22 protein-coding genes are annotated in these 24,125 nt (G+C 67.8%); 12 read left to right on the forward strand and 10 right to left on the reverse strand.

Annotated elements, in window-relative coordinates; genetic code table 11:
* Positions 1-41 precede the first annotated feature (41 nt).
* The 4 genes from dnaN to CDN99_RS17205 all read left to right on the forward strand — a co-directional run bounded on the left by dnaN (position 42) and on the right by CDN99_RS17205 (position 5,560).
* Entirely contained in the window at positions 42-1,166 is a 1,125-nt protein-coding gene (dnaN, locus tag CDN99_RS17190) for a DNA polymerase III subunit beta (RefSeq protein ID WP_088386100.1), read from the forward strand.
* Between the two features lie 116 nt (positions 1,167-1,282).
* The gene (gyrB, locus tag CDN99_RS17195) at positions 1,283-3,820 is read left to right on the forward strand and encodes a DNA topoisomerase (ATP-hydrolyzing) subunit B (RefSeq protein WP_088386101.1); all 2,538 of its coding nucleotides are present in this window, start codon (positions 1,283-1,285) and stop codon (positions 3,818-3,820) included.
* 293 nt (positions 3,821-4,113) lie between these two features.
* On the forward strand, positions 4,114-4,443 hold the full coding sequence (locus CDN99_RS17200; RefSeq protein WP_088386102.1) for a type II toxin-antitoxin system RelE/ParE family toxin: 330 nt from the start codon (positions 4,114-4,116) through the stop codon (positions 4,441-4,443).
* Positions 4,436-5,560, forward strand: a complete 1,125-nt coding sequence (locus CDN99_RS17205; RefSeq protein ID WP_088386103.1) for a helix-turn-helix domain-containing protein — start codon at positions 4,436-4,438, stop codon at positions 5,558-5,560. Before CDN99_RS17200 ends, CDN99_RS17205 begins: the two co-directional genes overlap by 8 nt.
* 33 nt (positions 5,561-5,593) lie before the next feature.
* On the opposite strand, the gene CDN99_RS17210 is transcribed toward CDN99_RS17205, so the two are convergent.
* The 4 genes from CDN99_RS17210 to CDN99_RS17225 are packed head-to-tail and all read right to left on the reverse strand — an operon-like array spanning position 5,594 to position 7,976.
* Positions 5,594-6,055 (reverse strand): DoxX family protein, encoded by a 462-nt coding sequence (locus tag CDN99_RS17210; RefSeq protein ID WP_088386104.1) that lies wholly within the window; start codon positions 6,053-6,055, stop codon positions 5,594-5,596.
* On the reverse strand, positions 6,052-6,843 hold the full coding sequence (locus CDN99_RS17215; protein WP_088386105.1) for an HvfC/BufC N-terminal domain-containing protein: 792 nt from the start codon (positions 6,841-6,843) through the stop codon (positions 6,052-6,054). Before CDN99_RS17215 ends, CDN99_RS17210 begins: the two co-directional genes overlap by 4 nt.
* The gene (bufB, locus tag CDN99_RS17220; protein WP_088386106.1) at positions 6,840-7,679 is read right to left on the reverse strand and encodes an MNIO family bufferin maturase; all 840 of its coding nucleotides are present in this window, start codon (positions 7,677-7,679) and stop codon (positions 6,840-6,842) included. The genes CDN99_RS17215 and bufB overlap by 4 nt, the downstream gene beginning before the upstream one ends.
* 6 nt (positions 7,680-7,685) lie before the next feature.
* The gene (locus CDN99_RS17225) at positions 7,686-7,976 is read right to left on the reverse strand and encodes a BufA1 family periplasmic bufferin-type metallophore (RefSeq protein ID WP_088386107.1); all 291 of its coding nucleotides are present in this window, start codon (positions 7,974-7,976) and stop codon (positions 7,686-7,688) included.
* A 183-nt stretch (positions 7,977-8,159) separates the two neighbouring features.
* Here CDN99_RS17225 and CDN99_RS17230 point away from each other — a divergent pair, with 183 nt between their 5' ends.
* The 3 genes from CDN99_RS17230 (at position 8,160) to CDN99_RS17240 (ending at position 11,150) form a co-directional block, all read left to right on the forward strand.
* Positions 8,160-8,705: a sigma-70 family RNA polymerase sigma factor gene (locus CDN99_RS17230; RefSeq protein ID WP_375134452.1), complete on the forward strand. Its 546-nt coding sequence runs from the start codon at positions 8,160-8,162 to the stop codon at positions 8,703-8,705.
* The gene (locus tag CDN99_RS17235) at positions 8,702-9,343 is read left to right on the forward strand and encodes an NrsF family protein (protein ID WP_088386109.1); all 642 of its coding nucleotides are present in this window, start codon (positions 8,702-8,704) and stop codon (positions 9,341-9,343) included. The genes CDN99_RS17230 and CDN99_RS17235 overlap by 4 nt, the downstream gene beginning before the upstream one ends.
* 130 nt (positions 9,344-9,473) lie before the next feature.
* Positions 9,474-11,150 (forward strand): glycoside hydrolase domain-containing protein, encoded by a 1,677-nt coding sequence (locus CDN99_RS17240; RefSeq protein WP_088386110.1) that lies wholly within the window; start codon positions 9,474-9,476, stop codon positions 11,148-11,150.
* 44 nt (positions 11,151-11,194) lie between these two features.
* Here the strand turns inward: CDN99_RS17240 and CDN99_RS17245 are convergent, their stop codons facing one another.
* Positions 11,195-15,460: an HD domain-containing protein gene (locus CDN99_RS17245; RefSeq protein WP_141100843.1), complete on the reverse strand. Its 4,266-nt coding sequence runs from the start codon at positions 15,458-15,460 to the stop codon at positions 11,195-11,197.
* Positions 15,461-15,721: 261 nt separating this feature from the next.
* Here CDN99_RS17245 and CDN99_RS17250 point away from each other — a divergent pair, with 261 nt between their 5' ends.
* Entirely contained in the window at positions 15,722-16,054 is a 333-nt protein-coding gene (locus CDN99_RS17250) for a hypothetical protein (RefSeq protein ID WP_088386112.1), read from the forward strand.
* An 81-nt stretch (positions 16,055-16,135) separates the two neighbouring features.
* Here CDN99_RS17250 and CDN99_RS17255 read toward each other — a convergent pair whose 3' ends face one another.
* The gene (locus CDN99_RS17255) at positions 16,136-16,474 is read right to left on the reverse strand and encodes a hypothetical protein (RefSeq protein WP_088386113.1); all 339 of its coding nucleotides are present in this window, start codon (positions 16,472-16,474) and stop codon (positions 16,136-16,138) included.
* 132 nt (positions 16,475-16,606) lie between these two features.
* Entirely contained in the window at positions 16,607-17,533 is a 927-nt protein-coding gene (locus tag CDN99_RS17260; protein ID WP_310732486.1) for a LysR family transcriptional regulator, read from the reverse strand.
* Positions 17,534-17,641: 108 nt separating this feature from the next.
* Here CDN99_RS17260 and CDN99_RS17265 point away from each other — a divergent pair, with 108 nt between their 5' ends.
* Positions 17,642-18,805 carry a mandelate racemase/muconate lactonizing enzyme family protein gene (locus tag CDN99_RS17265; protein WP_088386114.1) on the forward strand — a complete coding sequence of 388 codons (1,164 nt, stop codon included), beginning with the start codon at positions 17,642-17,644 and terminating at the stop codon, positions 18,803-18,805.
* 98 nt (positions 18,806-18,903) lie between these two features.
* Positions 18,904-19,083, forward strand: a complete 180-nt coding sequence (locus tag CDN99_RS29765; protein ID WP_088386161.1) for a helix-turn-helix domain-containing protein — start codon at positions 18,904-18,906, stop codon at positions 19,081-19,083.
* Here CDN99_RS29765 and ilvB read toward each other — a convergent pair.
* Positions 19,074-20,843, reverse strand: coding sequence for a biosynthetic-type acetolactate synthase large subunit (gene ilvB, locus CDN99_RS17275; RefSeq protein WP_088386115.1), 1,770 nt, complete (start codon positions 20,841-20,843; stop codon positions 19,074-19,076). The two genes, CDN99_RS29765 and ilvB, sit on opposite strands and share 10 nt — an antisense overlap.
* Before the next feature lie 101 nt (positions 20,844-20,944).
* Between ilvB and CDN99_RS17280 the strand changes: the two genes are divergently transcribed.
* Entirely contained in the window at positions 20,945-21,400 is a 456-nt protein-coding gene (locus CDN99_RS17280; RefSeq protein ID WP_088386162.1) for an Lrp/AsnC family transcriptional regulator, read from the forward strand.
* 86 nt (positions 21,401-21,486) lie between these two features.
* Here the strand turns inward: CDN99_RS17280 and CDN99_RS17285 are convergent, their stop codons facing one another.
* Both CDN99_RS17285 and CDN99_RS17290 read right to left on the reverse strand, forming a co-directional pair.
* The gene (locus CDN99_RS17285) at positions 21,487-22,392 is read right to left on the reverse strand and encodes a GntR family transcriptional regulator (protein WP_088386116.1); all 906 of its coding nucleotides are present in this window, start codon (positions 22,390-22,392) and stop codon (positions 21,487-21,489) included.
* Positions 22,393-22,538: 146 nt separating this feature from the next.
* Positions 22,539-23,411 carry a GntR family transcriptional regulator gene (locus CDN99_RS17290; RefSeq protein WP_158218869.1) on the reverse strand — a complete coding sequence of 291 codons (873 nt, stop codon included), beginning with the start codon at positions 23,409-23,411 and terminating at the stop codon, positions 22,539-22,541.
* Positions 23,412-23,730: 319 nt separating this feature from the next.
* Here CDN99_RS17290 and CDN99_RS17295 point away from each other — a divergent pair, with 319 nt between their 5' ends.
* The gene (locus tag CDN99_RS17295) at positions 23,731-24,099 is read left to right on the forward strand and encodes an H-NS histone family protein (protein WP_088386118.1); all 369 of its coding nucleotides are present in this window, start codon (positions 23,731-23,733) and stop codon (positions 24,097-24,099) included.
* The last annotated feature ends 26 nt before the right edge of the window (positions 24,100-24,125 follow it).

The following is a 24,125-nucleotide window of genomic DNA, read 5'->3' on the forward strand; positions in this document are numbered from 1 at the left end:
GCCGCGTTCGCCCGAACAGCCAACAGTGGAGAGAGGTTGACATGATCGTGTTGAAAGACAGCCAGGACAAAGTGCTCGCCGCGCTGCAGGCGGTGTCCGGCATCGTGGAACGGCGCCATACGTTGCCCATCCTGGCGAATGTGCTGCTGCGCAAGCAGGGTTCGCAGGTGGAGCTGACCACGAGCGATCTGGAGATCCAGGTCCGCACGACCGTCCAGTTCGACGGGGACGAGGGCGACTTTTCCACGACCATCGGCGCGCGCAAGCTGATCGACATCCTGCGCTCGATGCCGTCGGACCAGACCGTCAGCCTGTCGACCAACCAGAGCAAGATGACGCTGCAGGGCGGCAAGAGCCGCTTCACGCTGCAGACGCTGCCGGCCGACGACTTCCCGCTGGTGCAGGAAGCGGCCGACTTCGGTCCCGCGTTCAGCGTGCCGCAGAAGACGCTCAAGGGCCTGATCAACCAGGTCCACTTCGCGATGGCGGTGCATGACATCCGCTATTACCTGAACGGCATCCTGTTCGTCGCCGAGGGCAAGATGCTGACGCTGGTGGCCACCGACGGCCACCGCCTGGGCCTGGCCCAGGCCGAGACCGACACCGAGATGCCCAAGCAGGAAGTGATCCTGCCGCGCAAGACGGTGCTGGAGCTGATGCGCCTGCTGAAGGACGGCGGCAAGGGCGACGACGAGAACGCGCCGATCGAGATGCGCTTCGCCGGCAACCAGGCCAAGTTCAGCTTCAGCGGCATGGAGTTCGTGACCAAGCTGGTCGAGGGCAAGTTCCCCGACTACAACCGTGTCATTCCTAAGAATCACAAGTTCCACGTGATCCTGGGCCGCCAGCCGCTGCTGGCAGCGCTGCAACGCGCCGCGATCCTGACCAGCGAGAAGTTCAAGGCGGTGCGCCTGGCCTTCGACCCGGGGCTGTTGTCGATCGCGTCGAGCAACGCCGAGCAGGAAGAGGCCAAGGAAGAGATCGAGATCGACTACGGCGGCGACCAGATCGAGACCGGCTTCAACGTCACCTACCTGATGGACGTGCTGGCGAACATGAGCCAGGACATGGTGCGCATCGACCTGAACGACAGCTCGTCGAGCGCGCTGCTGAGCATCCCGGACCACGCCGGCTTCAAGTACGTCGTCATGCCGATGCGGATCTAAGGTCGCTGCGCGACCTCCGCTCCGCATGGAGCGGAACGTGGCGCACCCCCGGCCCCCGCCAAGCGGGGGTTCCAGCCAGACAGACAAACGGCCGCGTAGCGGCCTTGGTACCCCCGATGAGCGATATTCCGAATTCTGAGAACACTCCAGTCCCGACCCCCAAGGAGCAAGGCGACGGCGCCGCGGGCTACGGCGAGTCGAGCATCCAGATCCTGGAAGGCCTGGAAGCGGTGCGCAAGCGACCGGGCATGTACATCGGCGACACGTCGGACGGCACCGGCCTGCATCACCTGGTGTTCGAGGTCGTCGACAACTCGATCGACGAGGCGCTGGCGGGGTACTGCGACGACATCGTCATCACCATCCACACCGACAACTCGATCTCCGTCATCGACAACGGCCGCGGCATTCCCACCGGCGTCAAGATGGACGACAAGCACGAGCCCAAGCGCTCGGCCTCCGAGATCGCGCTGACCGAGCTGCACGCCGGCGGCAAGTTCAACCAGAACAGCTACAAGGTGTCGGGCGGCCTGCATGGCGTGGGCGTGTCCTGCGTGAACGCGCTGTCCAAGACGCTGCGCCTGACGGTGCGTCGCGAGGGCAAGATCCATCAGCTCGAGTTCAAGAAGGGCATCCCGCAGGATCGCGTCATCGAAGTCCGCGACGGTGTCGAGACCAGCCCGATGAAGATCGTCGGCGAGACCGACAAGCGCGGCACGGAAGTCCACTTCCTGCCCGACACCGAGATCTTCACGCAGAACAGCGAGTTCCATTACGACATCCTGGCCAAGCGCCTGCGCGAGCTCTCGTTCCTGAACAACGGCGTGAAGATCCGCCTGGTCGACGAGCGCAACAACAAGGAAGACAACTTCGCCTTCGCGGGCGGCGTACGCGGCTTCGTCGAGTTCATCAACAAGGGCAAGACGGCGCTGCACCCGAACATCTTCCACGCCCAGGGCGACAAGCTGTCGGACCAGAACACCAACATCGGTGTCGAGGTCTCGATGCAGTGGAACGACGGCTTCAACGAGAACGTCCTGTGCTTCACCAACAACATTCCGCAGCGTGACGGCGGCACCCATTTGACGGGTCTGCGCGCGGCGATGACGCGGGTGATCAACAAGTACATCGAGGACAACGAGCTGGCCAAGAAGGCCAAGGTCGACATCGCCGGCGACGACATGCGCGAAGGCCTGGCCTGCGTGATCAGCGTGAAGGTGCCGGAGCCCAAGTTCAGCTCGCAGACCAAGGACAAGCTGGTGTCGAGCGAAGTGCGCGGCCCGGTGGAAGACGTGGTCGCCAGCAAGCTGACGGACTGGCTGCTGGAGAACCCGATCGACGCGAAGATCGTCTGCGGCAAGATCATCGACGCCGCGCGGGCGCGCGAGGCGGCGCGCAAGGCGCGCGAGATGACGCGCCGCAAGGGCGTGCTGGACGGCATGGGCCTGCCGGGCAAGCTGGCCGACTGCCAGGAGAAGGATCCCGCGCTGTGCGAGATCTACATCGTGGAGGGCGACTCCGCCGGCGGCTCCGCCAAGCAGGGCCGCGACCGCAAGTTCCAGGCGATCCTGCCGCTGCGCGGCAAGATCCTGAACGTCGAGAAGGCGCGCTACGAGAAGCTGCTGACCAGCAATGAAATCATCACGCTGATCACGGCGCTGGGCACCGGCATCGGCCGCGGCGCGGGCAGTGACGACTTCAATCCGGACAAGCTGCGCTACCACCGCATCATCATCATGACCGACGCGGACGTGGACGGCGCGCACATCCGCACGCTGCTGCTGACGTTCTTCTACCGGCAGATGCCGGAACTGGTCGAGCGCGGCCACATCTACATCGCTCAGCCGCCGCTGTACAAGGTGAAGGTCGGCAAGCACGAGCAGTACCTGAAGGACGGCCTGGAACTGGACGGCTTCCTGCTGAAGGTCGCGCTGACCGATGCCGAGCTGCACGTCGCCGGCCAGGGCACCGGCCCCGTGCTCAAGGGCGAGGAGCTGGAAACCAAGGCACGCCAATACGTCGCCGCGCAGAGCGTCATCGAGCGTCTGTCCGCCTGGATGGATGGCGAGGCGCTGCACCTGCTGGCGTCGGGCCTGTCGATCAGCCTGGACACGAAGGAAGCCGCCGACATCGCCGCGACGGCGCTGCAGACGACGTTGCACGACGCGGTGGTCTCGGCCGAGACCGACCCCCGCACCGACAAGCTGTTCCTGCGCATCAGCCGTCGCCACCATGGCAATGTCCGTTCGAGCATCATCACCGCGGACTTCGTCCACGGCGCGGACTATGAAGTGCTGGCGGAGTCCGGCCGGGCCTTCAAGGGCCTGGTGACCGAGGACGCCGTGATCCGCAAGGGCGAAGGCGAGAAGGCCAAGGAGAGCAAGGTCAGCGACTTCCGCGCCGCGATGGCCTGGCTGATGACGCAGGCCGAATCGAGCGTCGGCCGCCAGCGCTACAAGGGTCTGGGCGAGATGAACCCCGCGCAGCTGTGGGAAACGACGATGGATCCGAACGTCCGCCGTCTGCTGCGTGTGCAGATCGAGGACGCCATCGAGGCCGATCGCGTCTTCACGATGCTGATGGGCGACGAGGTGGAGCCGCGTCGCGAGTTCATCGAACAGAACGCGTTGCGGGCGGCGAATATCGATGCGTGAGCCCCTCACCAGAAAACAGGACGGTCCAGGGAACGACAAACGCCCGCGACGTCTTTGACAACGAGAACGCCCGACACCGTCGGGCGTTTCTCTTTCCGCATCGCGGCAGGGCCAGCCTGACTGGTTCAACTCCGGCACCCAGTTGCGCTTGCGTGGCTGCCGGGACGCGGAATCCAGGCGTTCGTTCCAAACCACCTGGGGCTGGTGCCGCCAGCGGCTGCATCGCTGCGTCGATTAGGTTTTTACCTATCTGGTAAAGTCTTCCACCCGGAGACGAGACGCGAGGAACGTTCTTGGAGATCCTGTTCAAGGACAAGCGGCTGCGCGAGACATGCGAAAAAGCCGCCGTGGCCAGAAAGACGCTGGGGGACATCGGAGCTCGCAAGTTGCAGTCGCGTCTGGCGGACCTGTGCGCGGCGTCGCGCGTGGGCGATCTGACGGCAGGAAATCCTCATCCGTTGAAAGGGGACAGGGATGGCCAATTCGCGGTGGACCTGCACGGCGGCTGGCGATTGGTGTTCACTTCTGCCAACGATCCCGTTCCGCGTCGAGACGACGCGTCCATCGAGTGGTGCGCCGTGACTATCGTCTGCATCGAGTTTATTGGGGACTACCATGACTGAAGCGCTTGAACCTGGCGCTGCCTTCGCGCCGGACTGGGTATCGCCGCCCGGTGACACCATCCTGGATCTGCTGGAGGAACGCGGCTGGACCCAGCAGCAGGTCGCGGATCGGCTCGGCTTTTCCCTCAAGCACGTCAATCAGCTGATCAAGGGCAAGGTGCCGCTGTCCGAGGATGCGGCGGTCCGACTTCAGACCGTGTTGGGAGCGTCGGTCGGCTTCTGGCTGAGCCGCGAAGCGCAGTACCGAGAGCGCCTGGCATTGCAAGGCGCCGCCGAGCGGCAAGTCGCCATGGTGCCGTGGCTGGAACGCTTTCCCCTCAAGGAAATGATGGCGCTGGGCATCTTGCCCAAGCAGCGACTCGACGCCAGGGCCAAGCCCGCGTTGGTGGGTGAGTTGTTGACCTTCTTCGGCGTCGCCAGCCCGACGCAGTGGGAGGGTCAGTACGGCGAAATGGCCGTGTCCTTCCGTCGCAGCCGGGAAGATCAGGCCGATGTCGCCGCGATCTCCGCCTGGCTCCGCATGGGTGAGCGGCTTGCCGAACGAATCGACGGCCCTCGGTATGACGAGGCCAGGTTCCGCGCCGCGCTGACGCAAATCCGCCAGTTGACCCGCTTGCCGCCCGACGCGTTCGAACCCCAACTGCACCGCCTGCTGCGGGAGGCGGGCGTGGCATTCGTGCTGGTGCCTGCCTTGCCGCGCAGCCATGTCTCGGGCGTCGCGCGATGGCTCAATACGCAACGGCCGTTGATTCAGCTCTCGCTATACGGCAAGACCAACGACAAGTTCTGGTTCAACTTCTTTCACGAAGCCGCCCACATCCTGCTTCATGCTCAGCAGAAGGCCACCGTGTTCTTGGACGACCCCAACCGCGAAGGGTCCGGTTCAAAGGAAGAGCGGGAGGCGAACGCATGGGCCCGCGATTGGCTGATTCCACCGCCTCTGGCCCAAGACCTGGCGTCGCTGCCGCGCACTCGCGCCGCGGTGCAGGCGTTCGCCGAAAAGGCCGGCGTTCACGCGGGCATCGTCGTGGGCCGCATGCAGCATGAACGATGGCTCGAAATGACCTGGCTGAACGACCTCAAGGTCAGCTTCCGTTTCTCGGCGCCCGCTGAATGAACGAAGCCGCGGCGCCACAGCCGCGTTCGCTCCTCACATGGCGTGATCCGGTCGGCCGGACCCCACACCCGACGACACGATCAGACGGTCCAGCGACCACCGCCCCGGCCCCCTCCCCAGCAGATACAGCATCGGTGCCGCCCAGGTGAGGTGCGTCGGCCACCCCGACGGGTACACGAACAGCTGAATGACCGCCGTCATGCCGAGCACGCCCAAGGCGGCGAAGCGCGTGAACAGCCCCAGCACCAGCAGGATCGGCAGCACGTGCTCGGCCGTCGTCGCCATGTATGCCGCCCATTCGGGTGGAAGCAGCGGCAGCGCGTAATCCTGTCGGAACAGCAGGAAGGTCGTGTCGGTCAGCGTGAACCAGCCTTCGACCTTGGTCCGGCCGGATAACCAGAACACGCCCGCGATGCTGAAGCGGCTCGCCAACGCGATGAGGTCGTGAGAGATCGCGTGCTCCAGGCGACGCGTGAGGGCAGTGATCGTGTTCATGTGGAGATCGCCGTGAAGGCGCCTTGTGTGAGCAATCGGCCCAGCGCGGCGCCGAGGTCCGAAGCGGGATAACGAAGTTGCGTTTGCGTCAGCGCCGTGGCGATGGCGTGGCCGTCGGCGCACGCCTCCAGCAGCGCGCAGTCCGCGTCCGCCAGATCCGTGACCACGACCGCGCCGATCGGACGCGTCAGCAGGGCGCCTTGACCGTTCCAGTGCGGGGGATTCGGGTCGGGCCACGCCTCGCGCGCGCCCAGCCACAGGCTGAAGGCCGGCCAATCGGCGCACCAGCGCCACCGCGTCGCGGGATGGACCCTCAGCCGCGCGTGCGCCAGCTGTTCGATGTCGAGTCCCGCCACGTCCCCGGCGGTCAGCACCGGCGCATCGGCGGCCACATGGCTTTCGCTCCAGAGGCGGTCCAGCCGGGCGACCTCCGGCAGCCAGGGCCACTCGCCGTCCGGCAGGAACACGTGCAGCGCCTCCGGGAAGGACGCGCCGTAGTGATGCAGCTCGCCATCGGTTGGCGCCTGGGTGCGGACATAGTCCAGCGCGACCGCCTTCAGCCAGTCGTCACCGACCAGCCGACGCACCGCCGGATAGAGCGCCAGCAACGCATCCACGCAGCCCGTGAGCACCGTGTTGCGGTACACGGCGAAACCGGGTTGATTCGCCCACGCCGACGTGCCGAACTGCGCCCCGGCGACTCCGGCGGACGGGGTCTCGGATTCGGCCTTGGGCGCCTGGGCCCACAGATCCCGCCAGAACGTCCGCTGGAACTCGTCGAGCGTCATGCCGGTGTCTCCACGTCCTGGCGAAGCAGCCCCTGCGCATGGTCCCGCTCGCCCATCAGCTCGGCGAATGCCGGCAGATTGCCATCGCGCTCGATCAGCGTGGGGCGCGGGCCGATCCGGCCGACCAATCGCTCCAGCAGCGTCCAGACCGGCGCGGCGATCGGCGCATCGTGGCTGTCGATCAACAACGCCGTGCCCAGCGCGGGATCGTCGCGATGCCCCGCGACATGGATTTCCATCACCGCCTCGCCATCGATCGCATCGATCCAGCGCCCGGCATCGATACCGACGTTGCGGGCCGACACGAACACGTTGTTCACGTCGACCAGCAGGCCGCAGCCCGTGCGTCGCACCAGCTCGTGGAGGAAGTCGACCTCGTCCCACTCGTGGCCCTCCAGGCGGAGGTAGTGGGACGGGTTCTCGATCGCTACGCGGCAGCGCAGGCGGTCCTGCAGGAGCGAGACGTGCGCGCACAAGCGTCGCAGCGTCTCGGTCGAGCGCGGTACCGGCAGCAGGTCCGGCGCATAACCCGCGCCGAGGCGGCTCCACGCCAGGTGCTCGGACACCAACGCCGGCTGCACCCGCCGCACCAGCGCGGCGAGCCGCTCCAGATGGCGCGCGTCTGGCGCCTCGCGGCCTGCGAGCGACGCCGACACGCCATGCAGGGACAGGGGGTGCTCCGCCCGCAACGCCTCCAGCAACGCCAGGCGCGGGCCGCCCTCGACGAGGTAGTTCTCGGGGTGGACCTCGAACCAGAGCTCCGCGGCACGCGCGGCGAGCGCGTCCTCGGCGTGCTCGGGCTTGAAGCCCAGCCCGGCGCCCAGCGTGCGGGGCATGGCGGATCAGCCCTTCATCGGCGTCAGCGAGCCCATGCCCTTGGGCGTCTTGATGGTGGTGCAGGTGCCGGCGGGCACGTACTTCCAGGAATTGGCCTGGTAGTCCACCTTGGCGGTGCCGGCGCAGGTGGTGCCGGGGCCCGCGGCGCAGTCGTTCTTGCCGGCCATGGCGACGCCGTAGCAACGCTCCTTGTCGGCGGCGGGCTTGGCGTCCTGCGGCTGGGACTGCGCGATCGCGGCGCCGGCGGACAGCGCGGCCAGGGTGGCGAGGGCGGCGGTGAGGGTGGTCGACTTCATGGGGACACTCCTAGAGGACAGGGTTGACGAAGGTTGAAGGTCGGACGCGCCGGTCGATCCGGCGACGTTCCGAGGGGTAATTCGCCGCGCGACGGCGACCGGTTACAGCGCCGCCGACAAATCGCCCGACTATTTTTTTCGGGCCCGCTGTAACCTTTCGCCACCATGGTGCGAATTGATCCCGTGATCGCGACCGAGCACGAGTTGCACGACCTTTTCCTGGCGGGACTGGACGGCGATGCGACGGCCTACCACCGCTTCCTGCAGCGCTTGAGCGCGCTGCTGCGCGGCTATTTCCGTCGTCGCCTGCAGCAACTGCCCGACGACGTGGAGGACTTGGTGCAGGAAACGCTGATGGCCGTGCATGCGCAGCGGCAGACCTACCGGCGCGGCGAGCCGCTGACGGCCTGGGTGCACGCGGTCGCGCGCTACAAGCTGGTGGACCTGTGGCGGCGGCGCGAGCGCCACGAGGCCCTGCACGATCCGCTGGACGAGGACCTGGCCGTGTTCACGCAACCCGATCACGACGCCAGCGACACGCGTCGCGACCTGGATCGGCTGTTGGGGCAACTGCCCAATCACCAGCGCTTGCCGATCCTGCACACGAAGCTGGAAGGCTTGTCGGTCCAGGAGACGGCGCGGCTGACCGGCATGAGCGAATCGGCCGTGAAGGTCGGCGTGCATCGCGGCCTGAAGGCGCTGGCACGGCAATGGAAAGGAATGGCATGAAGACGGATGACCTGATCGGCCTGCTGGCGGCCAGTGCCGCGCCGGTGCCTCGGCACGCCGGCGAGTGGCGCTTCGCCGTCGCGCTGACGATCGGCGTGCTGCTGGCGCTGGCCTGGGTGCGGACGGCCTACGGCATCCGCGCGGACCTCGGCGCGGTCATGACGGGGTCCGCCTTCTGGCTCAAGGTGGCGATGCCGCTGGCGGTGGCGCTCAGCGGGCTGGTGGTGGTCTTCCGGCTCGGCCATCCCGGCAGCCGCGTGAAGCGGTGGGGGTTGGGCCTGTGGCTGCCGGTCTCGCTGCTCTGGATCTGGGCGGCCATGGTGCTGTGGTGGGCGGAGCCCGGCACGCGCGGCGCGTTGCTGCTCGGCGTCACCTGGCGCACCTGCGTGTTCAACGTGACGGCCACCGCGCTGCCCATCGGCGCGGCGCTGTTCTGGGCGCTCAAGGGATTGGCGCCGACACGCCCCGGCCTGACCGGCGCGGCGGCGGGATGGCTGGCGGGCGCGGTCGGGGCTTGCGTTTATTCGCTGCACTGCCCGGAGATGGCGGCGCCGTTCGTCGCGATCTGGTACGTGCTCGGCATGGGACTGTCGGCCGCGCTCGGCGGCTGGGCGGGACGGCACTGGCTGCGCTGGTGAACGGATCGCGTGGATGAGCGGGGGGCGCGCTCCCCCGCGCCTCCGCAATTGTGAGGACGCGCCGCCGGCGCGGTTCGTCTAGCGTCATGGGTTGAGCCAAAACGGACCGGACGTCCGTCAGGGAGCGACCATGCAGCAGGGCTTGTCCACCAACCGGCGATGCGATGCCTCCGCCGACTGCCTTCTCCAGAACGGGCGCGGCTTCGTTTTCCGCTATCACTCGCGCACCACGGCGATGGCGGAGAAGCGGATCTCGCCCCAGGAGGCCGCGGCGCTCGCGCGCGCCGGGCTGCAGATCGCGACCGTCTACCAGGATCGCGCCCGTCAGCCCGAGGACTTCGGCCGGGCGCGCGGCCAGCTCGACGGCGCCTCGGCGCAGGCCGCGGCGGCCCAGATCGGCCAGCCCCCGGGCAGCGCCATCTACTTCGCCGTCGACACCGACTTCAGCGCCGCCGAGATCGCCCAGTGGGTCGTGCCCTACTTCCAGGGCGTGAAGGCCGGCATGGACCAGGCCGCCGGCGGCGCGTCGGCGTACACGATCGGCGTCTACGGCTCGGGCCTCACCTGCAAGACGCTGAAGGAGGAGCGCGGGCTGGCGCGTTTCTCCTGGCTCGCCGAGGCCACCGGATGGCGCGGCTCATCCACCTATGCCACCTGGGACGTGCGCCAGCGCGTCAACACCGGCACGACGCTCTGCGGGCTGGGCGTGGCCTGGGAACACTGCGAGGCGCCAGGAAACTTCGGCCAATTCCAGCCCATCGGCTTCGACGTGACGGCGGACAGCGGCGAGGTGCGCCGCGTCACCGCCACGCAGTTGAACCTGCGCCATGTGCCGACCGCAGACGGGAACATCCCGATCGCGCAGCTGCCTGAGGGGCAACTGGTCCGGCTGCTCGGCAATGCCACGCCGCCCTGGGTGCGCGTGCGCGCGACGCTCGGCGGCAGCGATGTGATCGGCTACGTGAGCGCCAAGTACCTGGCGCCGGTGACCGCCGCCGCGCCCACGGTCGCGCCGATCGCCGCGGCGCCCGTCGCCGGCCCGACATTCGCGGCACCTGCACCTGCACCTGCACCTGCACCTGCGCCTGCGCCAGCGCCGGCAACGGCAACGGCAACGGCAGCGACGAACCTGGGCATTCCCGCCGTCCTCTTCCGCGAAAACGATCCCGCCGCGAAGCGCGCCTCCACCGGCAAGCGCGCGCAGCCCATCGGGGAGCCAGGCCGGCCAACGCGCGATCCCGGCGCCGACGCGCAGACCCGCGTCGCGCAACTCAGCGCCATCGTGAACTGGCTCGATTCACCCGGCAGCGCACGCTACCTGCCGGAGGCCGTCACCTTCTGCAACGTCTACGCGGCGGACTTCGCCTATCTGGCGGGCGTGTATCTGCCGCGCACGTGGTGGATGGACTCCGCGCTGGTCCGCATCGGCCGGGGCGAGACGCTGCTTCCCATCTATGACACGACCATCCGCGAGATGCGCGCCGACGACCTGCACGCCTGGCTGAAGGACTTCGGTCCGAGCTTCGGCTGGCGTCGCGTGTTCGACGCGACGGCGTTGCAGACGGCCGCCAACGCAGGCGGCATCGGCCTGGTCTGCGCGGACCGCGACGCGGCCGGGCTGCCCGGCCACATCACCGTCGTCGTGCCGGAGACCGCCGCCCAACGCGCCCAGCGCGATGCCGACGGGCATGTCGTCCTGCCGCTGCAGAGTCAGGCGGGGCGGACCAACTTCCGCTACGGCACCGCCGGCTCGGCGTGGTGGCTGAACCCGATCTTCAAGTCCTACGTCTTCTTCGTGCACGACTGAAGCGGCGGCGGACGCGCGCGTCCCTTGCGCCCCGCTCGCGCCCTTTACGCGCTCTCGGCCCTGTCCGCCTGATCCTCTTCGACCGTGCCGATCCGCGCGCTGATCGGCACGTCCTCCGGCCACAACCGGTACTCGAAGGGTCGGCCCGGCGCGCGCGCGCCCAGCGACGACTGGAAGTAGGCGATGAATCGCTCCGCGCGCGCCCGGATCCGCGGCGTGCGGAACCGGTCCAGCTTGAGCGACTTCAGGAACTCCTGCTCGTCGTGGATATGGTCGTGCTCCCGCTTGTAGCGGTGGAACTGGATCAGCAGGTCCAGCCGGTCGATGTCGTTGGCCACCATCGCGTCGGTCTCCTCCTCGACGTCGGCTCGGCGCTGCATCTTCATGTACTCGAAGTCCTCGAAGTCGTCCGCCAGCTGCAGGAACTCGTCCGACTCGGTGAGCGCGCCGATGCGCGCCACGCGTCGCACCACCGAGAACTCGCGCTCCCGCTCGTTGGGCTTCTTGTCCTGGTCACGCACGTCCGAGGTGATGGCTTCGCCGATGTCGTGCATGCGGACCAGCTCCACGACGCGCCGCTTGGAGATGCCGGCGTCCGCGGCGCCGCTCACGAACAGCTCGACCAGGCGCTCGGCCATGTACAGGTGGGCCGCCACCGACTCCGGCGGCGTCGCCTGCATCCAGCCGGTGCGGCGCTGGAACTTGAGCTCGTACAAATCGTCGATGTAGGCCTCGAGCGCGAAGCGGCCACAGCCGAGCTCGGCGATCGTCGACTCGACGAAATCGCTGAGCGCGTCGGACTTGCCGGTCTGCCGGCCGTTCTCGCGCGCCAGGAAGGCCGCGATGCGCGCCAGTTCCTCGGGGGACATCTTCTCGGCGATGTTGCGCGGCCGCACCAGCGAGGCGATCGTGTACAGCTGCACCTTCGCCATCGGCGCATCGGGCGCCAGCGTCGGCAGCTCCTCCATCAGCGCGCGCAGCGTGCGGGTGCACGGCGCGAGCGACTGGTCGTCGCTGAGCAGCGAATCGGTCGGCGAAAAGATCAGGTCGCCGTAGTACTCGCAATGGAAGCCGCGATTGAGGTCGTCGTTCGCATAGTTGCGCATCAGCTCCTTGAGGTAGGCATCGGTCGCCGCGGCGTCGCCCAGCATCGCGCGGCTGATGAAGATGCCGCGCTGCAGCAGCAGGATCTCCCGCTCCAGCCGCCGCAGCAGCTTGGGGATCAGGTGCGGCGAGTCGGGCACGTCCGCGCCCAGCAGGCCGAACAGCGTGCGCGCCCATTTGCGGATCCCGGGCGAGTCCGCCTGCGCCGCTTGATTCACGAGCTGGCTGACGCGGCGGAAATCGTTGAGATCGCTTTCAGCCTGCTTGCCCACGGCCTGGAGCAGCTGGCGCATCTCGTCGCGCAGGCCTATCCCCTGGACGCGCCCGGCGATGTAGGCGCAGGTTGTCGTGAAGCGGCGATACAGCACGCCCAGGCCTTGCTTCTTGGACCGCTGGTTGGCCTCGCTGGCCTGCGCCAGCTGATGCAGGTGGGCGCGCACGGCCTGCACGGCGCTGCGCTGGTCCTCGGCTGAGGCATGCTCCAGATAGTCCCGGAAGTAGGCCGTCACGCGGGACGGAAACACGTGGTTGAACTTGGCCGCGAAGGTGTCCGCCGCCGGACCGGTGTCCGGATCGGCGTCGCCCTGTTTCACGAACGCCCAGAAGACCGCCGAGGCCACCAGCCAGTCGCGGATGCTGCGGTGGGTCCGGATCAGCTCCAGATAGCCGCTGTTCTCGCCGACGGCAGGTGGCGGCTCCGCCGCGCCCGCCGGGGACCGCCCCTCCTTGCGCCGCATGCCGGCTCCGCTCAGCGACATGAAGTCGCGGTACTGCAGCGCCGAGTAATGCCGCACCTTCTCCCGCATCCAGGCGTCGGCGGAGCCGTTCAGCCCGTGGCCGCGGCGCGCGCGTCCGAAACGCTGCTGCACGAACTCCTCGACATAGGCCGCGATCAGCGTGCCGAGCGAGCGATGCAGGTTGGCGCCCGTGCTCACCGACACCAGCACCTGCCTGGCCAGGAACACATCGGGCGCGGTGCGATGCCGCCGACACAGCTTCTGGATCGCCTCGCCCGCGACCTGCCGGTTGCCGGGCGTGAGGTCGATGCCCTCGGCGGCCGCGGCGATGTTGAGGTAGCGGCGGATGGACTCGTCGTCGAGCGGCTGCTCGCGAAGTTCGTACACGCCGTCGCGCGCCGACGGGGGGGCATGCTCGTCTTCCGGTTTGTCGGCGTGGCGGAAGGCATGCAGCGCCCCGAGCTGGTTGGTCGTGAGCTCCCGCTTCAGCGCGGCCAGCTCGCGGTTCGCGTCGGCCGCGGTGTCCGGGCGTTCCGGCACCTGGTTGCCCACCAGCAGCACCGCATAACGCTTGCCGGGCACGCCGCCGCCCTGCGCGAGGTAGTCGGCGACGCGCGGGTCCGGCCGCCAGCCGACCTGGCTTTCAAGGTGCCGGTCGATCACCACCGGCACGATGTCGCGGCCGGTCTCCGCGATCCTGGCCTTGAGCCGCAGGTAGACCAGCGCGACGAACTGCTCGCGCCCGCTGCCCGAGTGGGCGGCGAGCTGCCAGGTGCCGCGGCGCGACGGCGATAGCAAAGCGTCCACCACATGCCGCGCGGGGTCGTCGATCACCCGCCCCTTCACCGTCACCAGGGTCTGGAACGAGGCCTCCAATTGAGCCAGCGCCTGCGGGTCGGTCACGACGTCGTGATCGAGGTGCCCATGGACGAAATCGTTCGACATGTCGGCCAGGGCCTGCTCGAAGTCCCGGCGCGAGACCGCCGCTGGCGGCGGGGCCTGCGATGGACCGTGCGGCGCGGCGGCGCCGGGGATCGACGAGGAGGCGCCGTTGCGCGTCGACGTCACGGCCCGCCCCGCCTGCGCGAGGACCTCGGCGGCCTCGCGCGGTTGGACCGGGGGGGCGTCATGGGCCTGCCTCAGCCAGTCGAGCAGCCCCTTCGACACCGCCGGCCAGCCCAGCCCACCGCGCAGCAGGTCGGCGCGCAGCGAGGTCGCGTCCTCCTTCGCGCGCGCATAGTCGAACCACACGTCCTTGATGGCGCTCGCCACGGCGTCGACGTCCTCGTGATGCAGCGCATCGACATACCGCCGGGCCACGCGGTCCTTGCCGTTGTCCGTCTTGCGGGGGCGCGTGCCGATGGCCTCCGGATCCGCGAGCTTCTGATAGTCGAGCCCATGCTGGACAGTGACGGTGCGTACGCGATGCGCCAGCCGCCGGGCATCGAGCAGGCTGGCCAGACCGCAGTTCTCGGTCAACACCAGCGGGATGCCACGGTCGATGGCATCCCAGCCCGACAGCCCGAAGCCGTCGTGCAGGGACGTGAACAGCGCCACGTGGTGCTGCCCCAGCAGCGACCGCATGGCGTCACGGTCGCGCGTGAACGGGTGCGCGTTCAGAGTGATGGCGCGCTGGGCGAAGGCATCCGCCACGGACTTCAGCATGAACGCCTGATCGTTGCGAGCCCCCGCGTCCGCGTCGACGCCGAAGACACTCATCACGGCATCGTGAACCCCCAGGCTCGGGTGCGCGGACCTCACGCCATGGATCGCCCGCCCGAACGCCGCCACCGCCAGCACCCCCTGCTTGATGACGTCGTTCTCCGGATCCAGGCGCCCCGAGATAAAGGAGAAGAAAGCCTTGTCCTTGGGCGGCCCGGGCGGCAGCGCATCGTCCGACAGCCCCGGCACGAATTCGTACAGTCGCTCCGACGTGGCGCCCAGGCGCAGCGCGGTCTGACGCAACTTGGGACCGACGGCCACGATCCGGTCGGCGGACTGGATGACCAGGCGCTGAGTGGCCGACTTCGCGTGCTCGATGGGAACCGCGCGAGGCTGCCCCTTGAGGGCGTGATAGGCCTCGTAGTCCATGTGCACGAAGACGCAGGATCGCGCGCGCGGCAGGGCGCGCGCCAGCTTGCAGGCGACGTCCCCCGTGATCGCGTCATGGCCGACGACGACGACGGGCATCTTTTCCATCAGATCCTCGATCTCGCGCGAATCGATCAACCGCCTGAGCGCGGTCTCGGGCTCCTTCAGCAAGGCCGGCTCCACGACGAGGTTCACGGTGGACTTGGCGGCATCGTCGAACTCGTCGCCCGAGGCCTCGGGCACCAGACAGATCAATCGAACGGCGCGGTCGCGGCGCTCCCCGAGATGCCGCGCCACGTCGTAGTTGAGGGCGTTGACGCCACCATGCGCCACGCCCCAGGCGGTGGCGACGAACACCACTCCCAGATTTGAACTCACGCTGATCCCTCCCGCATCGTCCTGTGGCCGGGCCGGTGCCGCGGGCCGGCGACGATCAGATCGCGGGCGCGGCAGGCTCCGGGTTGGCTCCGCATTTGGACAGCGCATCGCGCGGACACAAGAGGGACCGACCGCGGTTCGTCCTCAATCTTGGGGAGACGCGACGCCCCGGCGGGCGACGAGCGAACGGAATCGTCGGAATGGAGCGCGGAAAGGCCGACCGCTTTTAAGATTCGCCGCTCGTTCAGGGAGAGGCAAAAAATGCTCAAGACGATGCAAGGCATCGCCGCGACGGCGATGGTCGCGGCACTGGCGCTGCCGATGGCGGCTCACGCGGAGGGCCGCTGGACGGGGGAGTTCAAGCCGGGCGGCCCGTATGTCTCGAGTGGGGTGAACTTTCACTTCCGCGTCTCGAATGTCCCCGCCACGGCGAATTGCCCGCAGACGTGGGCTTACATCAACGAGACGGACTCCGGCGCCAAGGGAAAGATCGCGGCGCTGCTGCTCGCCTATGCGCAAGGGAAGAGCATCGACATCTTTGTCGACACGGGCGACGGCGGGTACTGCCACGTGGTGGAGTTCGTGGTGAAGTAAGGCGCCGCTCGCCGGCCGGGAGGCAGCGTCCCATCGAAGCGATGCCTGGGCGGGACTCCGAGAGATCGCCCGGCGTCGGCCTCAATCCACGATCGCGAAGAAATCGATCGTCTCCGTGTCGCCCCACGCCGTGCAGGCGTTGGTTCCATAGATGTTGACGGTCTTGCCCTGCGTGTAGGCGGTCAGCAGACCCGCCAACTGAACCTTGCCCTGCGGCGTCGCCGCATTGACGGCGAAACGCCGGTACTCGGTGGCGCAGGACGGTACGCCGGCACGCGTCCCTTCGAAGTAGATCACCACCACGCCGTTCGGCATGAAGTTCGGTTGGCTCAGGCGGCCCGTGGCCGTTCCGGCCAGGGCGCTGGACGTCAACAAGACGGCCGCGCCCAGCGCGACCAGCCCTCGGTTCAAGCGTGTCATGGGTCCTCCCTGTCGCCGCGCTGGCGGCTCCTTCGTCGAGGAGCTGGTGCGAGCGCGGGGCGATGCGCGCGAATTCTAGGAGGCTTTGACGGCGTTCGGGTGACCCGAAGGCCTGATGCGTTGCCGATGGGGTCAGGCCTTGCCGACCGCCCCTGCGGCCGCGCTCGCGGCGGCCCAGAACGCCTCCCCCGCCGCGCCCAGCGCGTTGCGATCCCGATGCAGGCGGATCTCCAGGTCGAGGTGCCAATCCGGCTCCCCGGCCACCACCAGCCGTCCCGACGCCAGATCATCGCCGACCAGCATCCGCGGCAGCCAGGCCACCCCTCGTCCGTCCAGCGCCATCGTCCTGAGCACCGAGGCCAGGTGCGCCGTGAACACCGGCTGCACGCCGAGCCGCTCCAGCGCTGCGCCCCTGAGCTCGCGCAGCAGGCGGCCAAGGCCGGACTCGGCGCTGTAGGCCAGCAGTTGCACCGCGGTCCCCTGGGCCGAGACCAGTGGATGCGAGGGCGCGCCATCCGCCCGCGGGGCGCAGACCGGCAGCAACTGATCCGCGCCGACGACGACGCTCGGAAACGCCGCCTCGTCCAGCGGACCCTGCACCTGCCGATGGCCGTGCGACAACATGAACTGCACCTGGTGCTGCTGCAGCAGCGCCTCGCATTTCTGCTGGACGTCGGACACCAGGTTCACCGGACCGACATTCGTGTGGACCTCCAGCGCGCGCAGCCAGCGCGGCATGAAGGTGAAGGACAGCGCGTGCGTCGCCGCGAAACGCAGCGTCTGCGAGCTCGCCTCCGCGATCGCGCGCGCCTCGCCGGGTACGCGGGCGACGTGGGCCTGCAGATCCTGCGCGGCCTTGCGGAACCACAGGCCCGCTTCCGTCAGCCGCGCGGGCTGCGAGCTGCGGTCGAACAGCTCGACGCCGAGCCACTCCTCCAGCGCGCGGATGCGTCGGCTGAAGGCCGGCTGCGTCATGTGGCGCTCCTCCGCGGCGCGCGAGAAGTGGCCGGTGCTGGCCAGCACCATGAAGTCATCGATCCAGGACAGGTTCAAGCTCATCGCGGTGCCGTGAAAGCATCAAAGGCTAAGAAAACAGTATTGGTCAGACGCGGGGCGGCGCGCCCATCATTCGGGCCATCCGTCCCCCCACATGACCTGGAGCGCCCCGTGAAGATTGTCGAGATTCGAGAGAAGACCCTGCCGATCAGCAGCCCCATCCGGAATGCCTACATCGACTTTAGCAAGATGACCCTCAGCCTCGTGGCGGTCATCACCGACGTGATCCGCGACGGCAAGCCGGTGGTCGGCTACGGCTTCAACTCGAATGGCCGCTACGGCCAGGGCACATTGATGCGCGAGCGCTTCATCCCCCGCATCCTGGAGGCCGACCCCGACTCGCTGCTCGACAGCCGCGGCATCCTCGATGCCCACAAGGTGTGGAACGCGATGTTCACCAACGAGAAGCCCGGCGGCCATGGCGAGCGCTCCGTCGCCATCGGCACCATCGACATGGCGGTGTGGGACGCGGTGGCGAAGATCGAAGGCAAGCCGCTGTTCCAACTGCTCGCCGAGCGCCACGGCAACGGCACGCCGGATCGCAAGGTCTTCGTCTATGCCGCCGGTGGCTACTACTACCCCGGCCAGGACCACGGCAAGCTCAAGGACGAGATGCGCAGCTACATCGACCGTGGTTACTCGGTCGTGAAGAAGAAGATCGGCGGCGCCTCGCTGGACGAGGACCTGCGCCGCATCGACTCGATCCTGAGCGTGCTCGGCGACGGCCAGAAGCTGTGCGTCGACGCCAACGGCCGCTTCGACCTCGACACCGCGATCCAGTACGCCAAGGCGCTGTCGCAGTACGACCTGTTCTGGTACGAGGAGCCCGGTGATCCGCTCGACTTCGAGTTGCAGGCCACGCTGCGCAACTACTACGCCAACCCGATGGCGACCGGTGAGAACCTGTTCTCGATGCAGGACGCGCGCAACCTGATCCGCCATGGCGGCATGCGTCCGGACCGCGACTGGCTGCAGTTCGACTGCGCGCTCAGCTATGGCCTGGTCGAGTACCTGCGCACGCTGGACATGCTCAAGGAACACGGCTGGTCCGCGAGCCGCTGCATCCCCCACGGCGGCCATCAGATGTCGCTGAACATCGCCGCGGGCCTGGGGCTGGGCGGCAACGAGTCCTATCCGGACCTGTTCCAGCCCTTCGGCGGCTTCCCCGACGGCGTGAAGGTCGAGAACAGCTACGTCACGCTGCCGGACCTGCCCGGCATCGGCTTCGAAGGGAAGTCGGACCTGTATGCGGTGATGAGGGCGTTGTCGGAGTGATCTGAAGCGCTCATCCCTCCGCGACGGCGTCGATCGAAGAGACACCTGGGTTGACAAACCTGTCCTTGATAGAACTCTTGTCAACCTGGGCGCACGCGATGATCCACGACCGACTCCGGCGGGCCCGCGTACTGAAGGGCCTCAGCCTCGACGCGCTGGCGCAAGCCGTCGGTGACATCAGCAAGCAAGCGTTGAGCAAGTTCGAGCGCGGCGACGCCGTTCCATCGACGTCCGCATGGCCGCCCCCGTGCCGCATGCCATCCCAAGCTCAGGAATGAGCCGATCGCCCCACGCCCAGCATCACCTCCTGATGCCCCTTCCCCGCCGGGATCATCGGAAAGCAGTTTTCCGCCGGCGCGACCGCGACGTCCAGGAAGAACGGCTCGTCGCTGGCCAGGCATTCGGCGAGTGCCTCGTCCAGTTCGTCGCGGCGCTCGACCCGCCGGGCTGACCAGCCGAAACCCTTCGCCACCGCGACGAAGTCCGGCAGGCAGGCGTTGTAGCTGTGGCTGTAGCGCTCGCCGTGATGCAGTTCCTGCCACTGCCGCACCATGCCCATGTGGCCGTTGTTGCACAGCACCACCTTCACCGCCGCGCGATGCTGGCGTGCCGTCGCGAGCTCCTGCAGGTTCATCAGGATCGAGGCGTCGCCGCTGACGCACACCACGGTGCGGTCCGGATGCGCGATCTGGGCGCCGATGGCTGCCGGCAGTCCGTAACCCATCGTGCCGGCGCCGCCCGACGTCAACCAGCGACGGGGCCCCTCGAACGACAGGTGCTGCGCCGCCCACATCTGATGCTGTCCGACATCGGTCGACACGATCGCGTCGTAGCCGGCCAGGTGCACGCCCAGGCGAGACATCAGGGCCTGCGGCGCGATGACGGTCGGCGAGTCCTCGAACGCGAGCGAGCGTTGCGCACGCCAACCGTCGATGCGCGCCCACCAGTCGTCCAGCCGCCGCGGCGACATCGCGCGGCGCTCCAGCACGCGGCGCAGATCGGCCAGCACTCGCCCCGCATCGCCGACCAGGCCGAGGTCCGCCCGAACGACCTTGTCGATCGAGGCCGGATCGATGTCGACATGAATCACCCGAGCGCCAGGTGCGAAGCAATCCAGTCGGCCAGTCACCCGGTCATCGAAACGCGCCCCCACGCACACGATCAGATCGGCATGGTGCATCGCCAGGTTGGCTTCCAGCGTGCCGTGCATGCCCAGCATGCCCAGCCACCTTGGGGACGACGCGGGACACGCACCCAACCCCATCAGCGTCAGCGTGCACGGCGCGTGCGTGAGCTCGACGATCGCGGCGAAGTCCGCGCAGGCTGCCTCGCCGGCATTGATCAGTCCACCACCGCCGTAAAGCACCGGGCGCCGGGCCTGGGCCAACCAGTCAGCGGCCTTCGCCATCGTCTGGGGATGGGCCGGTGGCAGGGCGGGCGCGGGCGCCGGACCGTCGGCGCGCCGGGGACCGTTCGGCCCGAGCTGCACGTCCTTGGGCACGTCCAGCAACACCGGTCCCGGGCGACCGCCCCGGGCGATGCCGACGGCCTTGCGCACCATCTCCGCCACATCGCCGCCGGGCCGCAGTTGCGCGTTCCATTTCGTCACCGGGCGGGAGATGCCCAACGCATCGCATTCCTGGAACGCGTCGGTGCCGATCGCCGCGCTGTTCACCTGCCCGCTGATGCACAGGATGGGAATCGAATCGCACAGGGCGTCCAGCAGCCCGGTCGTCGTGTTGCTCATGCCCGGGCCCGAGGTCACCAGCACCACGCCCAACCGTCCCGTGCTGCGGGCATAACCCTCGGCGGCGTGCACCGCCGCCTGCTCGTGGCGGACGAGGATGTGCCGCAGGCGCGGCTCGCCGTGCAGCGCGTCGTACAGCGGCAGCACCGCGCCGCCGGGATAACCGAAGACGGTGTCGACGCCGCAGGCGACCAGCGTGTCCAGCAGCGTTTGCGCGCCGTTGCGAGGCGCGGCCGCGCGGTGAGCGTCGGCCAGGCTCCGCACGGCGGCGCTCGGGAGGGTAGCGTTCATGTGGACAGTGTCCCCGCGGAGGCGCCGCAAACCTTGCCGTTTCTGCCTCTTGAAATAGACTTCACAGCAAATCTTCCTTCCATATCGGCATGGATCAGCAAATCAAGCTCGACAAGTTCGACGTCGCCATCTTGCGGGCGCTGCAACGCAACGCGCGGGCCAGCCTGCAGGAGATCAGCGACGAGATCGGCCTGACCACCTCCCCGTGCTGGACGCGGATCAAGCGGCTGGAGGATTCCGGCGTCATCGAGGGCTACACGGTCAAGGTCAACGCCGAGAAGGTCGGCCGGCCCGAGCAGTTGATCGTGCAGCTCACGCTCAACAAGCACACCGATGCCGCGATGGCGGAATTCGCACGGCACTTGCAGGCCATCCCCGAAGTCATTGATGCCTACCTCGTCTCCGGCGACTACGACTACGTGCTTCGCCTCTCCGTCCGCGACACCCGTGACTATGAGCGCCTGCTGCGCGAGAAGCTCTACAAGATTCCCGGCGTGAGACACAGCAAGTCCAGCTTCGTGCTGCGCTGTCTGAAGGCCAGCTCGTTGCCGCTGTGAAGAAGACCGGCCGCCATTGCCAGCGATGCGTGGTGCTCGGCAAGCCGTCCGAGGGCGGCACTCGCCGACATGCGCTGTATCAAGACTCAACGCTTGGGTGGGTGGAGCCCGTCATCCGTGGACCTGTTGTCGTTGGACCCGTCGCCCTCGGGATCGAGACGCCGCCCGGGCGGCAGTGATAGCGGCAGCACCGTCGGTGGTCCGGGCGAAGCGACCGCAGGGGATGCCGGCTCGGTACTCGACGCTTCGGGCATGGCGGCGGTGCTCTCCCGCGCCCGCGTGAAGGTGGGCACATTGACCAGGCTGGCGTCGGCGCGAGACCGGCCCTCGGGGATCTTCAGCAGCTTCTTCATGTAGGCGCGCATCGCCGCCACATGTCGACGCACGGCTTCGCAACCCGAACCCGGGTCCCCATGCTCGATCGCCAGCAACATGGCCAGTCCCTGGACCGGCAACTGCATCAGATCCGCCGTCAGCAGATCGAGCCGCGCGCGCCGGAAGGCTTCGAGCAGGCGGCTGCGCGAGGCGAGCATCGCCATCGCGGGCTCGTTGTCGCCCATGTGGCCGATGGCGTCCTGAAGCGCATGGTCCGCCTCCAGCAGTTGCCGCACCTTGCCTTCCCGCATCGCCTCGTCGACCCGGCCGAGCAGCACCTTCGCCTGCATCAACACGCCACCGCCGCGCCGCTGGCAGGCCCGCGTCATCAGCATCGACTGGAGCGCCTCGCGGATGTCGAAGTACTCGTCGATGAATCGCTCGTTGACGTCCAGCACGACCGCGCCACGATTCATCCGCATGTCGACCATGCCGTCGCCCTGCAGTTGCAGCAAGGCCTCGCGCACCGGCACGTTGCTGACGCTGTAATGCGCGCTCAGCTCATTGAGCGTCAGGTGCTGACCGAGACGCCAGCAGCCGCCTTCTATGTCGGCACGGATCTGGTCTCGCAGACGCAGATAGGTCGGCGCATTGATCGGGTAAAGAGGTCGAACCATCGCTGGATCCCGTCCGGTGAATGATTCGTTCACTCTATACAGACACCCCCGCAAGAAGGCTGGTCCATCCAGGTCAGACCCGACGTTCTTGCTCAAGCGCAATGAATGCTTGCGTCACCCCGTCCGCGACCGCCAGAAGCTCATGTCTATTGCGCGTTGACCGACTGGTATTGGTCAACTTGACCCTGAGGTAGGGAGGACTCGTGTGTCATTTCCGCATCGTCCATCGGATCCCGAATACGCGGCGCGGCCAGCAAATCTGTCAGCGCCCGTTCAAGGTGCTTCATGTGCGATTGCACGCAACGCGCGGCCGTCGACGCGTCGCGACGCTCGATCGCCCGCACGAGGTCGGCGGCGGTCGTCGCCCAGATGTGCGGCTCGGCCGGCATCGTCAACCGGCGTGAGCGGCGAAAGGCGGTCACCAGATCCGAGCGCGGTCGCAGGATGTCGATCGCGTGCGGGTTCTGTCCGAGTTGATTCAGCTCTTCATGGAATGCCGCATCCGCGTCGTGCAGCGCGGCGGCGTCCTGACCTGCCGCCACCTGCCTGAGCGCGCTCAGCCGATCGCGCAGAGTGGCGAGCCGGGGTTTGTCGCACAGCTGGCAAGCGCGCGTCGCCAGCATCGACTGCAGCGCCCCTCGGACTGCAAAGAAATGTTTCAGGTAACTCGCGCCGACCTCGATCACCGTCGCGCCCTTGTTCGGTGGCATGTCGACGACCCCTTGGCACAGCAGCTGCAGCAGCGCCTCGCGAACCGGCGAATGGCTGGTGTCATAGCGCAACGCCAGCTCCGCGAGGGTCAGGTGTTGCCCAGGTCGAAAGATGCCCGCGGCGATCTCGCCGCGAATCGTCTCTCGCAATCGGATGTAGGTCGGCGTGTTGAGGGGCAACTGCGTGGGCATCGGCGCGCCCAGCGCGATGGCGAGGTCCTCCATCGCGCGACGGCTCGGCGCGCCGGGTAAAGGCGCGATCACACCGTCGGGTGAATCGCGCGGGACAAGGGATTTGGCGCTCTCCATGAGGTCGGCCTCCTTTGGGGGCAGGGGTGGCGGGGAGCCGGTCACTCTAAGGACATGCCATCGCGACGGGCACGCGCCAAGGCGACGAATCGCGTGCTCCTTGTCCGCCGTCAAACAGGGCTGAAATCGGTTGAACTTCGCGCGACCCTTGAACGCAATGGCGCCGTCCAATGACTTTGGGCAATGGGGCGCTATAGCACCCTCGTTCCCAATCGCCCGGTAGTTGTCACGTGTGAATCGCGACGCGCTACAGTCGCGTCCGGGAGATCCCGAGACGCAGAGGCGAATGCCCATGTCCAACCCCACTGGAGCCGGCTTGATGGCCAAATCCCTGAAACAAGTCCTGACGCAGATCGAGAAGCTGCAAAAGGAAGCCGATGCCTTGCGCAGCAAAGAGATCTCGGGTGTCGTGGCCCGAATCCGCGAGGCGATCGATCATTACGGCCTGACCGCGGAGGAGCTGTTCGGCGGCGACGGCGTCAAGGCCGCGCGTGGTGGCCGCGCGTCGATGAAAAGCGCGACGAAGTCCGCCGGCAAACGCGCCGCCAAGGCGCCGCGCGGCGCCGGCGCTCCGAAGTACCACGACGGCACGGGCCGCACGTGGACCGGCGTCGGCAAGCGCCCGACGTGGTTCAAGGACGCACTGGCCAACGGCAAGACGGCCGAGGATCTGCTGATCCCCCATTGATCGCCAGATGCGGCGGCCCCGCCGCC

This window comes from Roseateles aquatilis, assembly GCF_002205645.1.
GTDB classification, from domain to species: Bacteria; Pseudomonadota; Gammaproteobacteria; order Burkholderiales; family Burkholderiaceae_C; genus Roseateles; species Roseateles aquatilis.